This window comes from Geobacillus sp. YHL (genome assembly GCF_022341265.1).
GTDB lineage: Bacteria > Bacillota > Bacilli > Bacillales > Anoxybacillaceae > Geobacillus > Geobacillus thermoleovorans.
Map to the genome: position 1 here is coordinate 114880 of NZ_JAEIGB010000008.1, position 19579 is coordinate 134458.

The following is a 19579-nucleotide window of genomic DNA, read 5'->3' on the forward strand; positions in this document are numbered from 1 at the left end:
AGATGGACTCGATGAACTTGCTAGAGAAAACACGAAAAATCAACGCCATGCTGCAGAAGGCAGCCGGGCGGCCGGTCAATTTCAAAGAGATGGCGGAAACGCTTTGCGATGTCATTGAAGCGAACGTGTTCGTCGTCAGCCGCCGCGGCAAACTGCTTGGCTTCGCCATTAAACAGTCGATTGAAAACGAACGGATGAAACGGATGCTTGAGGAGCGCCAGTTTCCGGAAGAATACACGAAAAACTTGTTCAACATTACGGAAACGTCCCCTAATATCGATATTAATAGCGAATATACGGCGTTTCCAGTGGAAAATCGTGACTTGTTCAAAACCGGTTTGACGACGATCGTTCCGATCAACGGCGGAGGCGAACGGCTCGGCACGCTTATTTTGTCGCGCCTTGATCGCGAGTTTGATAACGATGACCTGATTTTGGCCGAGTATGGCGCAACGGTCGTCGGCATGGAAATTTTGCGTGAAAAAGCGGAAGAAATCGAAGAGGAAGCGCGCAGCAAGGCGGTCGTGCAAATGGCGATCAGCTCCCTTTCTTACAGCGAGCTTGAGGCGATCGAACACATTTTTGAGGAGCTTGACGGAACGGAAGGACTGCTTGTCGCGAGCAAAATCGCCGACCGCGTCGGCATCACCCGCTCGGTCATTGTCAATGCTCTGCGCAAACTAGAAAGCGCCGGCGTGATCGAATCGCGCTCGCTCGGCATGAAAGGAACGTACATTAAAGTATTGAACGACAAGTTTTTAAGCGAACTTGAAAAATTGAAATCGAGCTGAACGGCGTAGCCGCCTAAGCCCGCTGGGTATTTTGGCCCGGCGGGTTTTTTGTTTTGACAAACATCCTTGGCATCGTTTTTCTGTAATGGCATCGTCGAAAAATAGTACCAAGTTCCGTCTATACATTGGGTTTTCTTTCCCGTAAAATGAAAACTAGCAGAAATTGTCGAAAAATAGGAGAAAAGAGGGGATTCCATTGGCGCTCTTTTCAGCGACGATCGGTTGGCTTGAACAAGGGCTTCGCTACGCTGCGCTTCGCCAACAGGCGATCGCCGACAACATCGCCAACGCCGATACGCCGGGCTATAAGGCGAAAGATGTGCGCTTTCAGGCTGAATTGGAACGGGCGTTTCGGCTTGAGGCCAAACGGACGAATCCGAAGCATTTTTCGTTTCCAAACGAACAAAATGGAAAAATCATCGTGACGACGGACACAACGGTGAGTTACAATCATAATGGAAACAGTGTCGATATCGATCAAGAAATGTCAAAACTAGCAGAAAACCAAATTTATTACAATGCCTTAATCGAGCGGCTCAACGGCAAATTTACAACGTTGAAAACAGTGATTAAAGGAGGGAAATAACGGGTGTCTTTGTTTCAAAGTCTAAACATTTCGGCTTCGGCGTTGACCGCCCAACGGTTGCGCATGGACGTGATTGCCTCCAACATCGCTAACGTCGATACGACGCGCGCCCGCCTTGTCAACGGCGAATGGGAGCCGTACCGCCGCAAAATGGTCATCATCGAACCGCGCAGCGGGTCGTTTTCGGGCTATTTGCAGGCTGCGCTCGGCCGTGCCGACGCGGTGGACGGCGGAGTGCGGGTGCGCGAAATTGTCGATGATCCGGCGCCGTTTAAACTCGTCTACGACCCGAATCACCCGGATGCGGGCGCCGACGGCTATGTGCGTCTGCCAAACGTCGACCCGCTGAAAGAAATGGTGGACTTGATCGGGGCGACGCGTTCGTATGAGGCGAACGTTACGGTGTTGAATGCTTCAAAAGGAATGCTCATGAAGGCGCTCGAGATCGGGAAATAGCATGCGAGGGGGATAAACGATGATTGATGGAGCAAGCCGCATTGGGCTGACGATGTCTTCCGCCGTTTCGCCCCCAGCGAAGCCGGCTGAGGCGCAAAAGCAATTCGCCGCATTTTTCAAAGAGGCGCTCAACCGCGTGAACGAAGCGCAAATTCAAGCCGATGCGCTGACGGAAAAGCTCGTTCGCGGGGAGAACGTTCAGTTGCATGATGTGATGATCGCCGCGCAAAAAGCGAGCATCACGTTGCAGCTGACGCTGGAGATCCGCAACAAAGCGATCGAGGCGTATCAAGAAATGATGCGCATGCCATTGTAGCAGCAATGAATCGCAATACATACGGAAGCCGCCGCCATTGTTGCGCTATGGCGGCAGGTATTGGATCATCGGGGGAATTGTATGAGAAGGAAATGGAAAGAGTGGTGGAGCCGCGCTCGCGCGTTTTGGCAGGAACGGACAAAAAAACAGAAATGGCTCGTGCTCACTGCGGCAGCGGCCGTGCTTTTGGCCGTTGGCGTCGGCGTCTTTTTCGCCACAAGGACGGAAATGGTGCCCCTCTACAGCAATTTGTCGCCGCAAGAAGCGGGGCAAATTAAAGCAACGCTTGACCAGCGCGGCGTTCCGGCCGAAGTGGCGGACGGCGGGACGACGATTAAAGTGCCGAAAGAGCAAGTGGACGCGCTGAAAGTCGAGCTCGCTGCTGAAGGCATCCCGAACAGTGGAGTCATTGACTATTCATTTTTCGGCCAAAACGCGAGCTTCGGCATGACGGATAACGAGTTCAATATGGTGAAGCTGAAGGCGATGCAAACGGAGCTCGCCAACTTGATCAAGACGATCGACGGCGTCGAGGACGCCAAAGTCATGATCAACCTTCCGCAGCCGAGCGTATTCGTTTCCGATGAGAAAGGGGAAGCCTCGGCTTCGATCGTGCTGAAGACGAAGCCGGGCTATCAATTCAGCGACGAGCAAATCAAAGCGCTCTATCATCTCGTCGCCAAAAGTGTTCCGAATCTCTCTACAGATAATATCGTCATTATGAATCAGTTTTTTGAGTATTACGATTTAAAAAACGACGGCGAAAATTCGACAGGAACGACATTCGCCTCGCAGCAGCAAATCAAAAAGCAGATCGAGCGCGACATTCAACGCCAAGTGCAGCAACTGCTCGGCACGATGATGGGGCAGGATAAAGTCGTCGTTTCCGTGACGGCCGACATTGACTTTACGCAAGAAAAGCGGGAAGAAAACTTAGTCGCCCCGGTTGATGAGAAAAATAATGAGGGCATTGCCGTCAGCGTTCAGCGCATTAAAGAGACGTACTCCGGGAGCGGTGCGCCGCCCGGAGGCGCCGCTGGAACGGGCGCGAACGAAGTGCCGGGCTACCAAAACGCAAACGGCGCAACAAACGGCAACTATGAACGAACCGAAGAGACGATCAACAATGAGGTAAACAAAATCAAAAAGCAAATCGTCGAAAGTCCATATAAAATCCGCGACCTAGGCATCCAAGTGATGGTCGAGCCGCCTGACCCTAATGATCCGAACTCGCTGCCGCCCGAGACGGTCAATGATATTCAAAAACTGCTAGGAACGATCGTTCGGACGTCAATTGACAAAAGCGAGGCGCAAACGCTCACTGATCAAGACATCAACAACCGCATCGTCGTTTCGGTGCAAAAATTCAACGGCAAGCCGACATTCACCGAATCAATGCCGGATCGGCCGGCGTGGTGGTGGTATGCGGCCGGTGCAGGAGCGCTGTTGCTCGTTGCCTTGCTGTTGTTCCTCTGGCTGCGCCGCCGCCGTGAAGACGAGGAAGAGGAAGAAGAACACTTGTTCACTCCGCCGCTTTCGACGGAGCCGGATTTGCCGGAGCCGCCGGAGACGGAGGCAGCGTTGCGCCGTCGACAGCTTGAGCGGCTGGCGAAAGAAAAGCCGGATGAGTTTGCAAAACTATTAAAAACGTGGCTATCGGAAGAGTAGGGGGAACGGCGTATGGCAAAGCGCGAACGAAAAGGCGGGCTGTCGGGCAGGCAAAAAGCAGCCATCCTGCTTATTTCCCTCGGCCCGGATGTGTCGGCCTCTGTCTATAAACATTTATCCGAGGAAGAGATTGAGAAGCTGACGCTAGAAATTTCCAACGTCCGTCAAGTGACGGCCGAACAAAAAGAGGAAGTGCTTGAAGAGTTTCGACAGCTCGCCTTGGCGCAAGATTACATTGCCCAAGGCGGCATCGCCTATGCGAAAGAAGTGCTTGAAAAAGCGCTCGGCCCGGATAAGGCGATGCAGATCATCAACCGCCTGACATCAGCGCTGATGGTGCGGCCGTTTGATTTCGCCCGCAAAGCCGACCCGATGCAGCTGTTAAACTTCATTCAAAATGAACATCCGCAAACGATCGCTCTGATTCTTTCGTATTTGGAGCCGGCACAGGCAGGGCAAATTTTATCGGCGCTGCCGCAGGAAATGCAGGCGGATGTCGCCCGGCGCATCGCGCTGATGGACAGCACATCGCCGGAGATTATCAACGAAGTCGAGCAAATTTTGGAGCGGCGGCTGTCCGCGACCGTCGTGCAAGATTACACGCAAGCCGGCGGAATTGAGGCGGTCGTGGAAGTGCTGAACCAAGTCGACCGGAGCACGGAGCGGACGATTTTGGATGCCTTGGAAATTCAAGACCCGGAACTGGCCGAGGAAATTAAAAAACGGATGTTTGTCTTTGAAGATATCGTGACGCTCGATCACCGCGCCATTCAGCGCGTCATCCGCGAGGTGGACAACAACGATCTCATGTTGGCGCTGAAAGTAGCGAGCGACGAAGTGAAAAACATTATTTTCCGCAACATGTCGACAAGAATGGCCGAGACGTTCAAAGAAGAAATGGAATATATGGGGCCGGTTCGGCTGCGTGATGTCGAGGAGGCGCAATCGCGCATCGTCACCGTGATCCGTCGTCTCGAAGAGGCCGGAGAAATCGTCATCGCGCGCGGGGGAGGAGATGATATTATTGTCTAACGTCATTAAAGCGCCGAAATTGGCGGCGCGCGCTGGGAAAAAGACGATCGTCGTGCAGCGCCATGTTTCCGATCTTCCATCGTCCGTCGACGATCGGCAGAGGGAGATGGAAGCGGTCGCCGCCGCCAAGGAAGAAGCAGCCAAGCTTCGCCGCCAGGCAGAGCAATATTACGAATCGGTGCGCGAGCAGTTGGCCCGCGAAAAAGAGGAATGGCAGCGGGAGAAAGAGCGTCTCATGCAGGAAGCGCGCGCCCGCGGGTATGAAGACGGCTATGCGGCTGGGCGCGAGGAGGCTTTGAGCGAGCACCGCGCGTTGATCGAGCAAGCCCGCCGCTTGGCGGAGCGAGCGAACACCGAATTTTACGCTCGCATCGAATCGACGGCTGAGGCGATGCTGGAGGTGGCGTTAAAAGCGGCCGAACGCATTATCGGCGCCGCGCTTGAGGGCGATCGAAACGCTTTTTTGCCGCTCGTGCACCAAGCGTTGCAGGAAGTGCGCCGGCAAACGGAAGTGGCCGTTTATGTGCATCCGCACGGCTACGAAATAGTGGCAGAGCAAAAGGAGCTGTTGAAATCTCTGTTTCCGCATCGCGTTGATCTATTCATCTACCCGGACGATGCGCTTCCTGAATATGGATGTGTCGTGGAGACGCCGTTTGGGCGCATCGAGGCGAGCGTCGATGTACAGCTTGAGCGGCTGCGCGAGGCGCTCTACCGGCGATTGAAGGAGGGAGCGTTTTCTGAACTGGCAGGCGCTTCTTGATGAAATAGACGCTATCGACTTGTATAAACGGTTTGGCAAAGTGTCGCGCGTCATCGGCTTGATGATGGAATCGAAAGGACCGAAAAGCTCGATTGGCGATCTTTGTTACATCCATGAACAGAGCGGATGCCGGAAAATTCCCGCCGAAGTCGTCGGCTTTCATGAACAGCACGTCTTGCTTATGCCGTTTTCCGCCATGTCTCATATCGCTCCCGGCTGCCTTGTCGAAGCGACCGGCCGGCCGCTTGAAGTGCACGTCGGCGATGCGCTCATTGGCATGGTTCTTGATCCGCTCGGCCAACCGCTTGACGGGAGCCCGTTGCCGCCCGGGCTGAAGCCGGTGTCGGTCGAACGCGATCCGCCCAATCCGCTCGCTCGGCCGCCGATTGTCGAACCGCTTGAAGTTGGCATCCGCGTCATCGACAGTCTGCTTGCCGTCGGCAAGGGGCAACGCGTCGGCATTTTTGCCGGCTCGGGCGTCGGCAAAAGCACGCTCATGGGAATGATCGCCCGCCATACGTCGGCTGATGTGAACGTCATCGCCTTAATCGGCGAGCGTGGCCGCGAAGTGCGCGAGTTTTTAGAGCGCGACCTTGGCCCGGACGGCTTGGCCCGCTCGGTCGTCGTCGTCGCCACGTCCGACCAGCCGGCGCTGATGCGCGTCAAAGGCGCCTATACGGCAACGGCGATCGCCGAATATTTCCGCGACCAAGGGGCGGATGTTATGCTCATGATGGACTCGGTCACCCGCGTCGCTATGGCGCAACGGGAGATTGGCCTTGCCGTCGGTGAGCCGCCGACGACGAAAGGCTATACGCCATCGGTCTTCGCCCTCCTGCCAAAGCTGCTTGAACGGGCTGGAACGAACGCTTCCGGCACGATCACCGCGTTTTATACGGTGCTTGTTGACGGCGATGACATGAATGAGCCGATCGCTGATGCGGTGCGCGGCATTTTGGATGGCCATTTTGTGTTGGAACGCCAGCTGGCGAACAAAGGGCATTACCCGGCGATTAACGTGCTCAAAAGCGTCAGCCGCGTCATGCCCCACATGATCAGCGCAGAGCACCGCGAAGCGGCAAACCGGTTCCGCCGCCTTCTGTCCACTTATATCGATTCGGAGGATTTGATTCAAATTGGGGCGTACAAACGGGGGTCGTCCCAAGAAATTGATGAGGCGATCGAATTTTATCCGCAAATGATGGCGTTTTGCCGCCAAAACATCGATGAAAAAACGACGCGCGCCGAAAGCATTGATGCCCTGTTGCGCTTGTTGTCGGTTCGGTGAGAAATCACGCGCCATTTTCAGACGATGAAAGGGTGAACAAATGTGACGCCGACGTTTCGGCTGCAAAAAGTGCTGGCGATGAAAGAAAAAGAAAAAGAAAAGGCGCTTGGCGAATACGAGGAGGCGGTCCGCCGGTTTGAGCAGGCAGCCGAAACGCTTTACCGCCTGCTCAAGGAAAAAGAAGAATGCGCGGCGGCTCGGGATGAACAGCTTCAAGCCGGCCTGTCCGTTGGAGACATTCGCCTTAGGCTGCAATATATGGCGAATTTAGAGCGGATGATCGACCATTATCAGCTCGTCGTCATGCAGGCGCGCGAGCAGATGCAGCGCCGGCAGCAGCGTTTGATGGAATTGAATATCGAAGTGAAAAAATACGAAAAAATGCGCGAGCGCATTAAGCGGTGGGCCGAGCAGCTTGAGAGGGAAGCGGAACGCCGCCTGCTCGATGAAATGGCGGTTCAACGTTTTGCAAGGCAAGGAGAGGTATAGATGGCGGAGAGCAAAGTTGAACAGGAAATGCAGGCGAGTTGGTGGCAATGGCTGTTGTTTGTCATTGTCATTCCGAGTGCGTTTGCTGCCTCCTTTCTGTTGTTGATTTTAAACATTGCCGGCGTTGATGTGGCCAAGGCGGCAAAGCAGTGGACAATAAAGGCGCCGTTTGTCTCCGAGTGGATCAACTGGAGCAAAAGGGAGAAAGCTTTGCAAAAAACGATTGAAGCTCAGCAGCAGACAATCAACCAGCAAAAACGAACGATCGCCGACCAACAAAAGCAAATCAAGCAGTTGAAAAACGAATTGGCGGCAAAGGAAAAGGAAATCGCCCAGCTGTCTGCGCCAAGCGGGAAAACGGACGCTCAGGCTGAGCCTGTTGACGAGCCGGCCTTGACGGAAGAAGATGTCGCCGGCATGTATGACGCCATGTCGGAAAAACAGGCGGCGGCTATTTTAGCGGAACTGCCTGAGAGCGAAGCGCTCCGTGTACTGAGCCAGATTGACGGCGACAAAGCGGCAGCCATTTTGGAACAAATGCCGGCTGGGCAGGCGGCGAAACTGTTGGCATCGTTAAGCAAAAGGGCGATGGGGAAGGAGACGGCCGAATGAAAGTAACGATCACAGCAAACGCGCCGCTATCGGCAGGCGCTATGGCGGTGAAAAAAGAGGCGGAAAACGCAAACGTGTTTGCGGCGTTGCTTGCGCACAAGCAACAAGAGTTATTGCCCGCTGGGGCAGAGACTAGCTTGTTTCAAGAGGAGTCGAACAAAAACAAAGAGCCAGATTGGCAAAATGGCGGAATGGAAACGGGCGCAGCCGGACAACCATCTTCAGCGGAAAAGAAGCCGGCGCAAATCGAATCATTGTGGCTTGCCCCTTCCATCGTGGCTGCTTGGGCTGTTGCTCCAATTTCGGCAGCTGCAGGCGCGCCGCTTTTGGCGGCGGATCAGCAGGCGGAAGGGAAAACTAGTGATCATTGGGCATTTCCGTTTGTCGGTGCGATGAATGGTGAAGAAACGATTGCCGCTCAGCCGGCGGCTGATGAAGCGGGATTTGAACGTGCGTTCATAACCGACGGACGGAAAAGTGGTCATATCGATGCTGAATCTTTTTCGTCTTCCAGCGGAAAAACAGGGATGTTTCCACCGCTCCTGAGCGACGGCGACCAGCGTCCATTCCATGAGCAGGGAGGCAACAGGCCGGTTGTCGCGCTGCCTAACGGAGCTTCTTCCGTCCGTCCGGCTGGCGAAAAAGACATTTCGCTGCCAAAAAGGGGGGACAAGGGACATGGCGGCGAGGCCGCTCCTTCATTCACCACTCCCCCTGCGCTTTTATCACCCTCCTCTTCATCTGTCGGGCTGATCGGCGAGATGCCGGCGTCAGCTGGCGGAAGCGTCGCTGATCAAGTCGCCCACGCGCTAAGGTCGGCGCGGTGGATGAAGTTGCCAAACGGTGTCATGCAGCTTGTCATCCGTCTGCATCCGGAACATCTCGGGACGGTGACGGTGAAAATGACAGAGGAAGGTGGAAAGCTCGCCGCCAAGCTGCTCGTGGCGAACGACGCGGTGAAAGAGTTGCTCTACGCTCATTTGCCGCAGCTTGCTCAGCAGCTTGATGCGAGTTCCATCACGGTCGAAAAATGGACCGTTTGGTCGGATTATGACCGCTCCGCTATGCCGCCGTATTCCGGGAACCGCCAAGGAGGACAGCAGCAGGGCGAATCGCGGCAAAAACAAAAGCGGGAGCCATCATCTTCCTTCCCGTTTGCGCTAGACGGGATCGAAGCTGACGCATAAGGGGGAAAAGAACGAGGATGACAACGAATGCGATTGATGGAAGCTTATGGCTGACAAACGCGGTTCAGCCGGAACGGAAAACGGGCAATCAAATTTTAGGAAAAGACGACTTTCTCAAAATTTTGCTCGCTCAGCTAGAAAACCAAGACCCGCTCAATCCGATGGAAGATAAAGACTTTATCGCGCAAATGGCGAGCTTCTCCTCGCTTGAGCAAATGATGAACATCGCCAATTTGATGCAGCAATGGATGCAAGCGTCAAGCCGCGATGCGCTTTTGCGCTACAGCGAATGGATCGGCAAAACGGTGCACTGGCAAGACGGCGAGACGATGATGAGCGCCGTCGTTCAATCGGTCATGCAAAAAGACGGCCAAGTGACTCTTGGGCTTGATAACGGGACAACGATTGCCGCGGATGCGGTCGTGAAAGTCGAACAAAAAGGATAAAAGGGGAGAGGGAACCGATGCTTCGTTCCATGTATTCCGGAATCGGCGCCATGCGCAACTTTCAAACGAAGTTGGATGTCATCGGCAACAACATTGCCAATGTCAATACGTACGGGTTTAAAAAAGGACGAACGATTTTCAAAGATTTGATGAGCCAGACGATTTCTGGAGCAAGCGGGCCCAATGCCGGCCGCGGCGGGACGAATCCAAAGCAGGTCGGGCTCGGTTCGCAGCTGGCGGCGATCGACACCGTCCATACGCAAGGCAGCTTGCAAACGACCGGCCGCGTGCTTGATTTGGCAATTTCCGGCGACGGGTTTTTCGTCGTCGGCGACGCTTCCGGCAACAATCGCATGTATACGAGAGCCGGGAATTTTTATCTCGATTCGCAAGGCTATATTGTCAATGCCGATGGCCAATATTTGCTCGGTGTTGGAAATAGCCGCCTTCAAATTCCGACAGATGCGAAAAGCTTGAGCATCGGGGCGGACGGCAAAGTGACCATTGTGGATGCTTCTGGGACTTTAAGTACGATCGGCACGATTCAGCTGGCCAAATTTGCAAACAATGACGGATTAGAAAAAGCCGGCAACAACTTGTTCCGCGAAACGACCAACTCCGGCGCGCCAACGACAGGGGCGCCGGGAGCGAACGGAACAGGAACCATCGTCTCCGGCGCGCTTGAGATGTCCAACGTCGACCTTGCCGAGGAATTCACGGAGATGATCGTCGCCCAGCGCGGCTTCCAGGCGAATACGCGCATCATTACGACATCGGATGAAATTTTGCAAGAGCTTGTCAACTTGAAAAAATAGAATAGGAGGTAGGGCGTGAGCGGCGTCTTGCGCCTGCTGGCCGATGATTTCGTTAACGAAGCTCAACGGGAAACGGTTTGTGCTCAATGCGTTGTACATCGAACAAATTGAAGCGTTTCCTGATACGACCGTGACGCTGACGAACGGAAAAAAATTCGTCGTGCGCGAAACGGTCGAGCAAGTGGCTGCACGAGCGAGCGAATTTTACCGGCAGCTTGGTGTGTTTCGCTTACCGAAAGCAGGAGGATTGGACAGTGAAAGGGAATAAAGCAATCAAAACGATGATCATTGTGCTGGCGGTCATCGCCTTGGCCGGAACGGCGGCGCTTGTCGCGGTGATGAAGATGGGGCATGCGGAAAAACAAGGGGCGCCAAGCGCCGATGAACTAGCGGAACGATCGATCGACATTCCGGAAATGACCACCAATTTAGCGGACGGGCGTTATATTAAAATCTCATTTAAAATTGAAACAGACAGCGATCAAGGAAAAGAAGAGGCGGAGAAACGCGATTTTCAGATGAAAGACGTGATCATCGAGCAACTTTCGCAGATGAAAGCGGCCGACTTTAAAGGAAAAGAAGGGCTGACGGCGCTGAAAGAGCGGCTGAAGCGCGAGATCAACGGATTGATGCAAGAAGGGAGAGTGGAGAACGTCTACATTACCTCTTTTATCCTCCAGTAGCCCTGTCATTGGAAGGGGGGAAGATGAAATGACGGCCGGGGAAGTATTGTCGCAAAGCGAAATTGACGCGTTGCTCGCTGCGCTTTCTGCAGGGGAGATGAGCGCGGAGGAGCTGAAAAAAGAGGAGGAAGGCCGACGCGTCAAAACGTATGATTTCCGGCGGGCGCTCCGGTTTTCCAAAGATCAAATCCGCAGCCTGACGCGCATTCATGAGAATTTCGCCCGTCTGCTGACAACGTTTTTTTCCGCCCAGTTGCGCACATATGTGCAAATTTCGGTCGCATCGGCCGACCAAATTCCATACGAAGAATTTGTCCGCTCCATCCCAAAAATGACGATCATCAATGTCTTTGAGGTGCCGCCGCTTGGCGGGCATGTCCTTTTGGAAGTCAACCCGAACATCGCTTACGCCATGCTTGACCGGGTGATGGGCGGGCGCGGCGTCGGCATGGATAAAGTGGAGCATTTGACTGAGATTGAAACACGCATCATGTCCAATTTGTTTGACAAGGCGTTTGTCCATTGGCGCGACGCTTGGGAATCGGTGGCGGAAGTCGACCCGCTCTTTGTCGATTTTGAAGTCAATCCGCAGTTTTTGCGCATGATTGCGCCGAACGACACCGTCGTCGTCATTTCGCTCAACACGCAAATCGGCGAAGCGCGCGGCATGATGAATGTGTGCATTCCGCATGTCGTCTTGGAGCCGATTATGCCGCGGCTGTCGGTTCATTACTGGATGCAGGCGCAAAAAAAGGAGCGTTCCCCCGAGGAAGCGAAACGGATCGAACAGCGCATCCGCGCGGCAAAATTGCCGATTATCGCTGAACTGGGAACGGCGGTCATCACGGTCAATGAATTTCTTCAACTCGAGGCCGGCGACGTCATTCAGCTCGAGCAGTCGATTCATGAGCCGCTCGTGGTCAAAATCGGCCATATTCCAAAGTTTATCGGCCAGCCGGGGAAGCGGAACAAAAAGCTGGCGGTGCAAATTTTAGCGATGATCGAGGGGGACGAAGACGACCATGATGAATGATGGGATGTTGTCGCAAGATGAAATCGATGCTTTACTGCGCGGAATGGACAATAGCGATCACGTTCCGGCGCTCCACGATATTTTCACCCCGCTCGAGCAAGATGCCCTTGGGGAAATTGGCAATATTTCATTCGGCAGTTCGGCCACTGCACTGTCGATGTTATTGAACCAAAAGGTGGAAATTACGACGCCAAGCGTGTCCATGATCGAGCGCACAAGCGTCGCTGATGAATTTCCGCAGCCATATGTCGCCATCCAAGTCAACTATACGGAAGGGCTGCTCGGGACAAATTTGTTGGTCATTAAACAGAAAGACGCGGCGATTATCGCTGATTTAATGCTTGGCGGCGACGGAACGGCGGCCGATGGTCCGCTCGGAGAGATTCAGCTGAGCGCTGTTCAAGAAGCGATGAACCAAATGATGGGCTCAGCGGCGACGTCGATGTCGACCGTCTTTGGCAAGCGGGTTGATATTTCCCCGCCGACGCTCCACCTGCTTGATTTGGCGGAAGGAAAAGGGATGGAATATTTGCCGGACGAAGATTTTCTCATTAAAGTGTCATTTCGGCTGAAAATCGGCGAGTTGATCGACTCAAGCATTATGCAGCTGCTGCCGGTCGATTTCGCGAAAGAATTGGTTGCCCAATTGCTCGGCTCGCCGCTTGAGGAGCCGGGGGCTGCGGAAGTTAACCTCAAGTCGTCGGCGGACGCGCGGCCGTTTAGCGAGCCGCAGCCTGTTCCGACTTACGCTCAGGCGAACGGCGGTGCGGCCGTTTCAGAAGCGGCGAGCCGCTCGACGGATGAACCGTCGGCTGGGCGCGCGGACAAGGATAGGGATGGTGCAACCGCTCGGCATATTCAAACCGCCGATTTCGTCGAGTTCGATGCCCCGCCGCTTGCGGCAACGGAGGCGCGCAATTTGGAGCTGCTGTTTGATGTGCCGCTGCAGGTGACGGTTGAACTCGGACGGACGAAGCGATCGGTGCAGGAAATTTTGCAGCTGTCGACTGGATCGATCATTGAGCTCGATAAGCTGGCCGGCGAACCGGTCGACGTGTTTGTCAACAACAAGCTGATCGCGAAAGGCGAGGTTGTCGTCATCGATGAAAATTTCGGCGTCCGCATCACGGACATCATCAGCCAAAGCGATCGGCTAACACGGCTAAAATAAACAGGCGTTTGGGAGGTAAGGGGACATGGCAAGAGTGCTTGTCGTTGATGATGCGGCATTTATGCGCATGATGATTAAAGACATTTTGACAAAAAACGGACATGAAGTCGTCGCCGAAGCGGCCGATGGGCGGCAGGCGATCGAGAAATACAAGGAAACGCAGCCCGATGTAGTGACAATGGATATTACGATGCCGGAGATGGATGGGATTACGGCGCTCAAGGAAATTAAAAAAATCGACAGCAACGCCAAAGTCATTATGTGCTCCGCGATGGGGCAGCAGGCAATGGTGATTGATGCCATTCAAGCCGGGGCGAAAGATTTTGTGGTCAAGCCGTTCCAAGCGGACCGCGTCATCGAAGCGATCAACAAAACGATCGGGTGAGCGATCAGAGATGGAAACTATGGCAATTTGGCGCTGGGCGGCCGTTTTGCTGGCAGCAGCCATCGCTTTGGGGCCGGTGCCGGCATTGGCCGCCCAAAGCCCGACGGTCGCCGACTGCCTGCAGCATCCCGATTCATGCGGGAAGTCAGCTCCTTCCGGGCAACAGACAAAACAGACAGCGAATCAAGCCGCTGATGCGGTTTCCGCTTTCGATGTGCTTCGGCTCATCGGCGCGACCGCCTTTGTTCTCTTCCTTCTTTATGCGCTGTTTCAATGGCTTTCCCGCCGTCAGTTGTTCGTTTCCGGCCAAAAAGGCGCCATTGAGCACCTTGGGGGAACAAGCGTCGGGGCGAACCGCTCTGTGCAGCTGATTAAAGTCGGCCGCCGGCTGCTCGTCATCGGCGTCGGCGATTCGATTCAGCTGCTTAAGGAAATTGAAGACGAAGATGAAATCCATGAGCTGTTAGCGCAACATCGCGAACGGTTGGAACGGATGGCGGAGTTCGGCCGGCTTGGCTCCCTCCTTCGCGGTGAGTGGACGGCGAAATCAAAGCGGAAAAGCGGTTCGCTGTCATCGTTTTCGGCGCTGTTGGCTGAGGAGATGAAGCAAATGGCCGAAAAGCGAAACGAGTGGCTCAATCGGTTGAAGAAGAAAGGGACGGCGGGCGATGAGTGAATTTGTCCATATGTTTGATTCGATGGCTCCCGAGCACGTGTCGACAGCGGTGAAGCTTCTTCTGCTGCTCACCGTTTTGTCGATCGCTCCCGGCATTTTAATTATGATGACATGTTTTACGCGCATCGTCATCGTTTTGTCGTTTGTGCGCACGGCGCTCGGCACGCAGCAGATGCCGCCGAACCAAGTGCTCGTCGGGCTCGCGCTGTTTTTAACATTTTTCATTATGGCGCCAACCTGGAAAGAAATCAACGACCAGGCATTGCAGCCGCTGTTTGCCGACAAAATTGATTTGGAGGAGGCGTATGAACGGGCGGCTGTTCCGCTGAAGCAGTTTATGAGCCAATACACAAGGCAGGAAGATTTGGCGCTGTTTTTATCATACAGCGGCGCCAAACAGCCGAAAACGATCAACGACATCCCGATGACCGCGCTCGTGCCGGCGTTTGCCATCAGTGAGTTGAAAACGGCGTTTCAAATGGGCTTTATGATTTTTATTCCGTTTTTAGTCATCGACATGATCGTCGCCAGCGTCTTAATGTCGATGGGGATGATGATGCTGCCGCCTGTGATGATTTCGCTGCCGTTTAAAATTTTATTGTTTGTCCTTGTTGATGGCTGGCATTTGGTCGTCAAATCATTGTTGCAAAGTTTTCAATAAAGATAGGTGGCGTTTATGAGTGCCGATTTCATCATCCGCCTTGCTGAACAAGGCGTGTATATCGTGCTTGTCGTCTGCGGGCCGCTCTTGTTGTTGTCCCTTGCCGTCGGGCTTGTCGTCAGCATTTTTCAGGCGGCGACGCAAATTCAAGAGCAGACGCTCGCGTTTGTGCCGAAAATCGTCGCCGTCTTGCTTGGACTTGTGTTCTTTGGGCCGTGGATGCTCTCGAAAATGGTGTCGTACGCGCACGATATTTTCAACAATCTTGCTTCGTTTATAGGCTGATCGGCGATGGAACAAGTATGGACTTATTTTCCGGCGTTTTTGCTCGTCTTTGTCCGCGCTGCTTCGTTTTTCGCGGCGATGCCGTTGTTTTCCTACCGGACCGTGCCGGCTTCGTATAAAGCCGGATTGGCGTTTTTGTTCAGCTGGCTGTTGTTTTGGGCGATGCCCAAACCGGTGTTGGCGCTTGACGGCGTGTATGTATTGCTTGTCGTAAAAGAAGCGCTCGTCGGACTGGCGCTTGGGTTGCTGGCAGCGATCCTCATGGCGGCGGTGCAAGTCGCCGGCGGCTTGATCGATTTTCAAATCGGGTTTGCCATCGCCAACGTCATCGACCCGCAAACTGGAGCGCAAAGCCCGCTGCTTGGCGAATATCTTCATTTGCTGGCGCTTTTGCTTTTGCTTATGCTTGACGGGCACCATTTGCTGCTTGACGGCATGTTTTACAGCTATCATTGGCTGCCGCTTGACCGCTTGCCGCACATTGCCGATGGGCCGGCGGTGGAGTACGTCGTGCGGGTGTTCGCTGCCATGTTTGCCGCCGCTGTGCAAATGGCCGCCCCGCTTGTCGGATCGCTCTTTTTAGTCGACGTGGCGCTTGGCATCATCGCCCGCGCGGTGCCGCAAATGAACATTTTCGCGGTCGGCTTTTCCGCCAAAACGGCGGCGGCGTTTTTGCTCCTGTTGGCGGCAGTCGGGGGAATATTGCTCGCGGCGCGCGGCGTATTTCACTTCATGTTTGCCTCGTTGCGCGAGTTGATGCGGCTGTTGGGGGGCGGATAAGATGGGCGAGTGGCGGCTCGATTTGCAATTTTTCGCTGGGGAAAAAACGGAAAAGGCGACGCCTCGCAAACGGCAAGAAGTGCGGGAAAAAGGACAGGTGGCCAAAAGCGGTGATGTCGTCTCCGCTTCCGTGCTGCTTGCTTCATTTCTTGCTTTGTCCTTGGCCGGGGCGTACGAGCGGGACGGTCTGCTGCGGTTGTTCGCCCGCGCCTTGTCCGATTATGCGTCCGCTTCGTTGACGGTTGACTCGCTTCACCGGCTGTTTCTTGACTGGCTTTCCCATGCATCCTTGCTTTTGGCGCCGCTGTTCGCCGCCGCAGTGCTGGCGGCTGGGTTGGCCAACTTTTTGCAAATCGGCGCCTTGTTCACCGTTGAACCGTTAAAAATGGATTGGAACCGCCTCAATCCCGTGCAAGGAATGAAACGGCTGTTTTCGTTGCGCGCCTTGGTCGAGCTGTTGAAATCCGTGTTAAAAGCTGGAATCATCGGTGCGGTCGTGTTCGCGGCGCTGTTGGCCGAACGAAGCGAGCTTGCGGCGCTCGTTTCCAAGACGCCGGGTGAGGCTTTGACTGTCGTCGGCGGCTTGACGGTGAAAATGGGGCTGTACGCCGCGGGGGCGCTCTTGTTTTTAGCGCTGTTTGATTACTTGTATCAGCGGTTTGAATTTGAAAAAAGCATCCGCATGTCCAAGCAGGACATTAAAGATGAATACAAAAAGACGGAAGGCGATCCGCTCATCAAATCGCGCATCAAGCAAAAACAGCGCGAGATGGCGATGAGGCGGATGATGCAGGAAGTGCCGAACGCGGATGTCGTCATTACCAACCCAACGCATTACGCCGTTGCCCTCAAGTATGAAGACGGCAAGATGGAAGCGCCGGTCGTCGTCGCGAAAGGGGCGGATTATATGGCGATGAAAATCAAGGAAGTGGCGAAAACCCATGGCGTCGTGACTGTCGAAAATCGCCCGCTTGCGCAGGCGCTCTACCGCCAGACGGAAGTCGGCGATATGATTCCAGAGGCGTTTTTTAAGGCAGTGGCGGAAATTTTGGCGTACGTCTACCGGCTCAAAGGAAACGTGTAGCAACAAGGAGAGAAAACAATGCAAGCGCAAATCAAAGATTTATCCGTATTGTTTCTTGTCGTGCTCATCGTCGCCATGCTCGTCATCCCGCTGCCGACATGGCTGTTGAGCGTATTGATCATCATCAATATTTCCCTTGCCTTGCTTGTATTGCTGACGGCGATGAACACGAAAGAGCCGCTTGAGTTTTCCATTTTTCCGTCATTGCTTTTAGTGCTGACGCTGTTTCGGCTCGGGCTGAATGTGTCAACCACCCGCTCGATTTTAAGCAAAGGGGAGGCGGGCGGCGTCGTTGAAACGTTCGGAACGTTCGTCGTTGGCGGCGATGTCGTCGTTGGGTTTGTCGTGTTTTTGATTTTGGTCATCATCCAGTTTGTTGTCATCACCAAAGGGGCGGAGCGCGTCTCTGAAGTGGCGGCCCGCTTTACGCTCGATGCGATGCCCGGCAAACAGATGAGCATTGACGCCGATTTAAATGCCGGCATGATTTCGGAGCAAGAAGCCCGAAAGCGGCGGGAAAAAGTGGCGCAAGAAGCCGACTTTTACGGAGCAATGGACGGGGCGAGCAAGTTCGTGAAAGGCGACGCCATCGCCGGCATCATTATCGTCGTCATCAACATGTTGTTTGGCATGGTGATCGGCGTCGTTGAGCAAGGGATGGAGATGGCGGAGGCGGCGAAGCGCTACACGCTTTTGACGGTCGGCGACGGAATCGTCAGCCAAATTCCGGCGCTGTTGATTTCCACGGCGACCGGCATCATCGTCACCCGGGCGGCGTCGGACAGCAACTTGAGCGGCGATATTATGCGCCAGCTGTTCGCGTTTCCGAAAATGTTGTACGTCACGGCAGGAACGATTTTCCTGCTCGGCTTGTTTACGCCGATCAACGACTTGTTGACGATGCCGATTGCCGGGTTGCTGGCGCTTGGCGGCTACCGATTTATCGAGCGGCAAAAGCAAGAAGAAGCGGCATTGGCCGCTCCGGAAGAGGAGGCGGCGGCCGCCGACGAATTGAAAAGCCCGGAAAGCGTCATCCAACTGTTGCATATCGATCCTATTGAATTTGAGTTCGGCTATGCGCTCATTCCGCTCGCTGATGCCAATCAAGGCGGGGATTTGCTTGACCGGATCGTCATGATCCGTCGGCAGCTCGCGCTCGAGCTTGGCATTGTCATCCCGGTTGTGCGCATTCGCGACAACATCCAGTTGCAGCCGAATGAATACCGGATCAAAGTCAAAGGCGAGGAAGTGGCGCGCGGCGAGTTGCTGCTTGACCATTATTTGGCGATGAGCCCCGGGGTTGACGACGATTCGATTGATGGCATTGACACCATCGAGCCGGCGTTTGGTCTGCCGGCGAAATGGATTTCCGAGACCGTAAAAGACCGGGCGGAAATGCTTGGCTATACGGTCGTCGACCCGCCATCGGTCGTCTCGACACACTTAACGGAGGTGCTGAAAGCCCATGCCCACGAACTGCTGGGGCGCCAGGAAACAAAACAGCTGATCGATCATTTAAAAGAATCGTATCCGGTGCTTGTCGACGATGTGACGCCGAATCCGTTGTCTGTCGGCGACGTGCAAAAAGTGCTCGCCAAGCTATTGAAAGAGAAAGTGTCGATCCGCAACTTGCCGCTCATTTTTGAGGCGCTTGCCGATTTTGCCCGCCTGACCAGCGACACCGATTTGTTGACGGAATACGTCCGCCAAGCGTTGGCGCGGCAAATCACCTCGCAGTACGCCGTGCCGGGCGAGCCGCTGCGCGTCATTACGCTGTCGGGCAGAGCGGAAAAAACGATCGCCGACGCCGTGCAGCAAACAGAGCATGGCCGCTATTTGGCGCTCGAGCCGGCGCGGGCGCAGGCGTTTGTGGAAGCGGTCGCCGCGGCGCTTGAACGCTATCCGTTCGCCGGCCAGACGCCGATTTTGCTCTGCTCCCCGGCGGTGCGCATGTACGTCCGCCAGCTGACCGAGCGCCATTTTCCGACTGTTCCGGTGCTGTCGTACAACGAGCTTGAAGCGGATGTCGAAGTTCAAAGCGTGGGGATGGTGGAAATCGAATGAAAGTGAAAAAATTTGTCGCCCCGTCCATGAACGAAGCGATGAAAATGGTTCGCGCCGAACTTGGCCGCGACGCCGTCATTTTGCACTCGAAAGTCGTGCAGACCGGCGGATTTTTCGGTCTGTTTGCGAAAAAAAAGATCGAAGTGTTGGCCGGCGTTGATCCGGATCCACTGCCGCCGCGTCAGCCGGATGCCGCCGCGTCTTTGACGCGTCAGCCGAGTGCCGCCGCGTCTTTGACGCGTCAGCCGAGTGCCGCCGCGTCTTTGACGCGTCAGCCGGATGCCGCCGCGTCTTTGACGCGTCAGCCG

At 54.7% G+C, this 19579-nt stretch carries 24 protein-coding genes and 1 pseudogene; all 25 read left to right on the forward strand.

What is annotated here, in order from left to right:
* The first annotated feature begins 11 nt into the window (after positions 1-11).
* On the forward strand, positions 12-791 hold the full coding sequence (codY, locus tag JCR24_RS09645) for a GTP-sensing pleiotropic transcriptional regulator CodY (RefSeq protein ID WP_033008156.1): 780 nt from the start codon (positions 12-14) through the stop codon (positions 789-791).
* 196 nt (positions 792-987) lie between these two features.
* The gene (flgB, locus tag JCR24_RS09650; RefSeq protein WP_011230716.1) at positions 988-1377 is read left to right on the forward strand and encodes a flagellar basal body rod protein FlgB; all 390 of its coding nucleotides are present in this window, start codon (positions 988-990) and stop codon (positions 1375-1377) included.
* 3 nt (positions 1378-1380) lie between these two features.
* Complete coding sequence (flgC, locus tag JCR24_RS09655) at positions 1381-1833, forward strand: flagellar basal body rod protein FlgC (RefSeq protein WP_011230717.1); 453 nt, start codon at positions 1381-1383, stop codon at positions 1831-1833.
* A 19-nt stretch (positions 1834-1852) separates the two neighbouring features.
* Positions 1853-2149: a flagellar hook-basal body complex protein FliE gene (gene fliE / locus JCR24_RS09660; RefSeq protein WP_011230718.1), complete on the forward strand. Its 297-nt coding sequence runs from the start codon at positions 1853-1855 to the stop codon at positions 2147-2149.
* An 81-nt stretch (positions 2150-2230) separates the two neighbouring features.
* The gene (gene fliF / locus JCR24_RS09665; RefSeq protein WP_238980518.1) at positions 2231-3817 is read left to right on the forward strand and encodes a flagellar basal-body MS-ring/collar protein FliF; all 1587 of its coding nucleotides are present in this window, start codon (positions 2231-2233) and stop codon (positions 3815-3817) included.
* Between the two features lie 12 nt (positions 3818-3829).
* On the forward strand, positions 3830-4849 hold the full coding sequence (gene fliG / locus JCR24_RS09670; protein ID WP_238980519.1) for a flagellar motor switch protein FliG: 1020 nt from the start codon (positions 3830-3832) through the stop codon (positions 4847-4849).
* Complete coding sequence (fliH, locus tag JCR24_RS09675; protein WP_020278189.1) at positions 4833-5612, forward strand: flagellar assembly protein FliH; 780 nt, start codon at positions 4833-4835, stop codon at positions 5610-5612. Before fliG ends, fliH begins: the two co-directional genes overlap by 17 nt.
* Positions 5590-6900, forward strand: coding sequence for a flagellar protein export ATPase FliI (gene fliI, locus JCR24_RS09680; protein WP_081823172.1), 1311 nt, complete (start codon positions 5590-5592; stop codon positions 6898-6900). The genes fliH and fliI overlap by 23 nt, the downstream gene beginning before the upstream one ends.
* 42 nt (positions 6901-6942) lie before the next feature.
* Positions 6943-7389: a flagellar export protein FliJ gene (gene fliJ, locus JCR24_RS09685; RefSeq protein ID WP_011230723.1), complete on the forward strand. Its 447-nt coding sequence runs from the start codon at positions 6943-6945 to the stop codon at positions 7387-7389.
* A complete protein-coding gene (locus JCR24_RS09690; RefSeq protein ID WP_033025083.1) occupies positions 7390-8001 on the forward strand; it encodes a MotE family protein in 612 nt (203 codons plus the stop codon). It begins immediately after the preceding gene.
* On the forward strand, positions 7998-9188 hold the full coding sequence (locus tag JCR24_RS09695) for a flagellar hook-length control protein FliK (protein WP_033025084.1): 1191 nt from the start codon (positions 7998-8000) through the stop codon (positions 9186-9188). The genes JCR24_RS09690 and JCR24_RS09695 overlap by 4 nt, the downstream gene beginning before the upstream one ends.
* 17 nt (positions 9189-9205) lie before the next feature.
* A complete protein-coding gene (gene flgD / locus JCR24_RS09700; protein WP_053413699.1) occupies positions 9206-9634 on the forward strand; it encodes a flagellar hook assembly protein FlgD in 429 nt (142 codons plus the stop codon).
* A 17-nt stretch (positions 9635-9651) separates the two neighbouring features.
* Positions 9652-10449 carry a flagellar basal body rod protein FlgG gene (gene flgG, locus JCR24_RS09705; RefSeq protein ID WP_062898529.1) on the forward strand — a complete coding sequence of 266 codons (798 nt, stop codon included), beginning with the start codon at positions 9652-9654 and terminating at the stop codon, positions 10447-10449.
* 43 nt (positions 10450-10492) lie between these two features.
* Positions 10493-10717, forward strand: coding sequence for a flagellar FlbD family protein (locus tag JCR24_RS09710; RefSeq protein WP_011230728.1), 225 nt, complete (start codon positions 10493-10495; stop codon positions 10715-10717).
* Positions 10704-11132, forward strand: coding sequence for a flagellar basal body-associated protein FliL (gene fliL / locus JCR24_RS09715; RefSeq protein WP_011230729.1), 429 nt, complete (start codon positions 10704-10706; stop codon positions 11130-11132). Before JCR24_RS09710 ends, fliL begins: the two co-directional genes overlap by 14 nt.
* Positions 11133-11160: 28 nt before the next feature.
* Positions 11161-12165 carry a flagellar motor switch protein FliM gene (gene fliM, locus JCR24_RS09720; protein ID WP_011230730.1) on the forward strand — a complete coding sequence of 335 codons (1005 nt, stop codon included), beginning with the start codon at positions 11161-11163 and terminating at the stop codon, positions 12163-12165.
* On the forward strand, positions 12155-13336 hold the full coding sequence (fliY, locus tag JCR24_RS09725) for a flagellar motor switch phosphatase FliY (RefSeq protein WP_023634335.1): 1182 nt from the start codon (positions 12155-12157) through the stop codon (positions 13334-13336). Before fliM ends, fliY begins: the two co-directional genes overlap by 11 nt.
* Before the next feature lie 25 nt (positions 13337-13361).
* Positions 13362-13721, forward strand: coding sequence for a response regulator (locus JCR24_RS09730; RefSeq protein ID WP_011230732.1), 360 nt, complete (start codon positions 13362-13364; stop codon positions 13719-13721).
* Between the two features lie 19 nt (positions 13722-13740).
* Complete coding sequence (fliZ, locus tag JCR24_RS09735) at positions 13741-14397, forward strand: flagella biosynthesis regulatory protein FliZ (protein ID WP_011230733.1); 657 nt, start codon at positions 13741-13743, stop codon at positions 14395-14397.
* Positions 14390-15058, forward strand: coding sequence for a flagellar type III secretion system pore protein FliP (fliP, locus tag JCR24_RS09740; protein WP_011230734.1), 669 nt, complete (start codon positions 14390-14392; stop codon positions 15056-15058). The genes fliZ and fliP overlap by 8 nt, the downstream gene beginning before the upstream one ends.
* A 15-nt stretch (positions 15059-15073) precedes the next feature.
* A complete protein-coding gene (gene fliQ / locus JCR24_RS09745) occupies positions 15074-15343 on the forward strand; it encodes a flagellar biosynthesis protein FliQ (protein WP_011230735.1) in 270 nt (89 codons plus the stop codon).
* 6 nt (positions 15344-15349) lie between these two features.
* On the forward strand, positions 15350-16123 hold the full coding sequence (fliR, locus tag JCR24_RS09750) for a flagellar biosynthetic protein FliR (protein WP_023634337.1): 774 nt from the start codon (positions 15350-15352) through the stop codon (positions 16121-16123).
* A 1-nt stretch (position 16124) separates the two neighbouring features.
* Entirely contained in the window at positions 16125-17207 is a 1083-nt protein-coding gene (gene flhB, locus JCR24_RS09755; RefSeq protein ID WP_011230737.1) for a flagellar biosynthesis protein FlhB, read from the forward strand.
* Positions 17208-17225: 18 nt separating this feature from the next.
* Positions 17226-19271, forward strand: a complete 2046-nt coding sequence (flhA, locus tag JCR24_RS09760; protein WP_011230738.1) for a flagellar biosynthesis protein FlhA — start codon at positions 17226-17228, stop codon at positions 19269-19271.
* A pseudogene (locus JCR24_RS09765) lies at positions 19268-19579 on the forward strand (flagellar biosynthesis protein FlhF); the annotation flags it as partial. The gene flhA and the pseudogene JCR24_RS09765, both read left to right, overlap by 4 nt.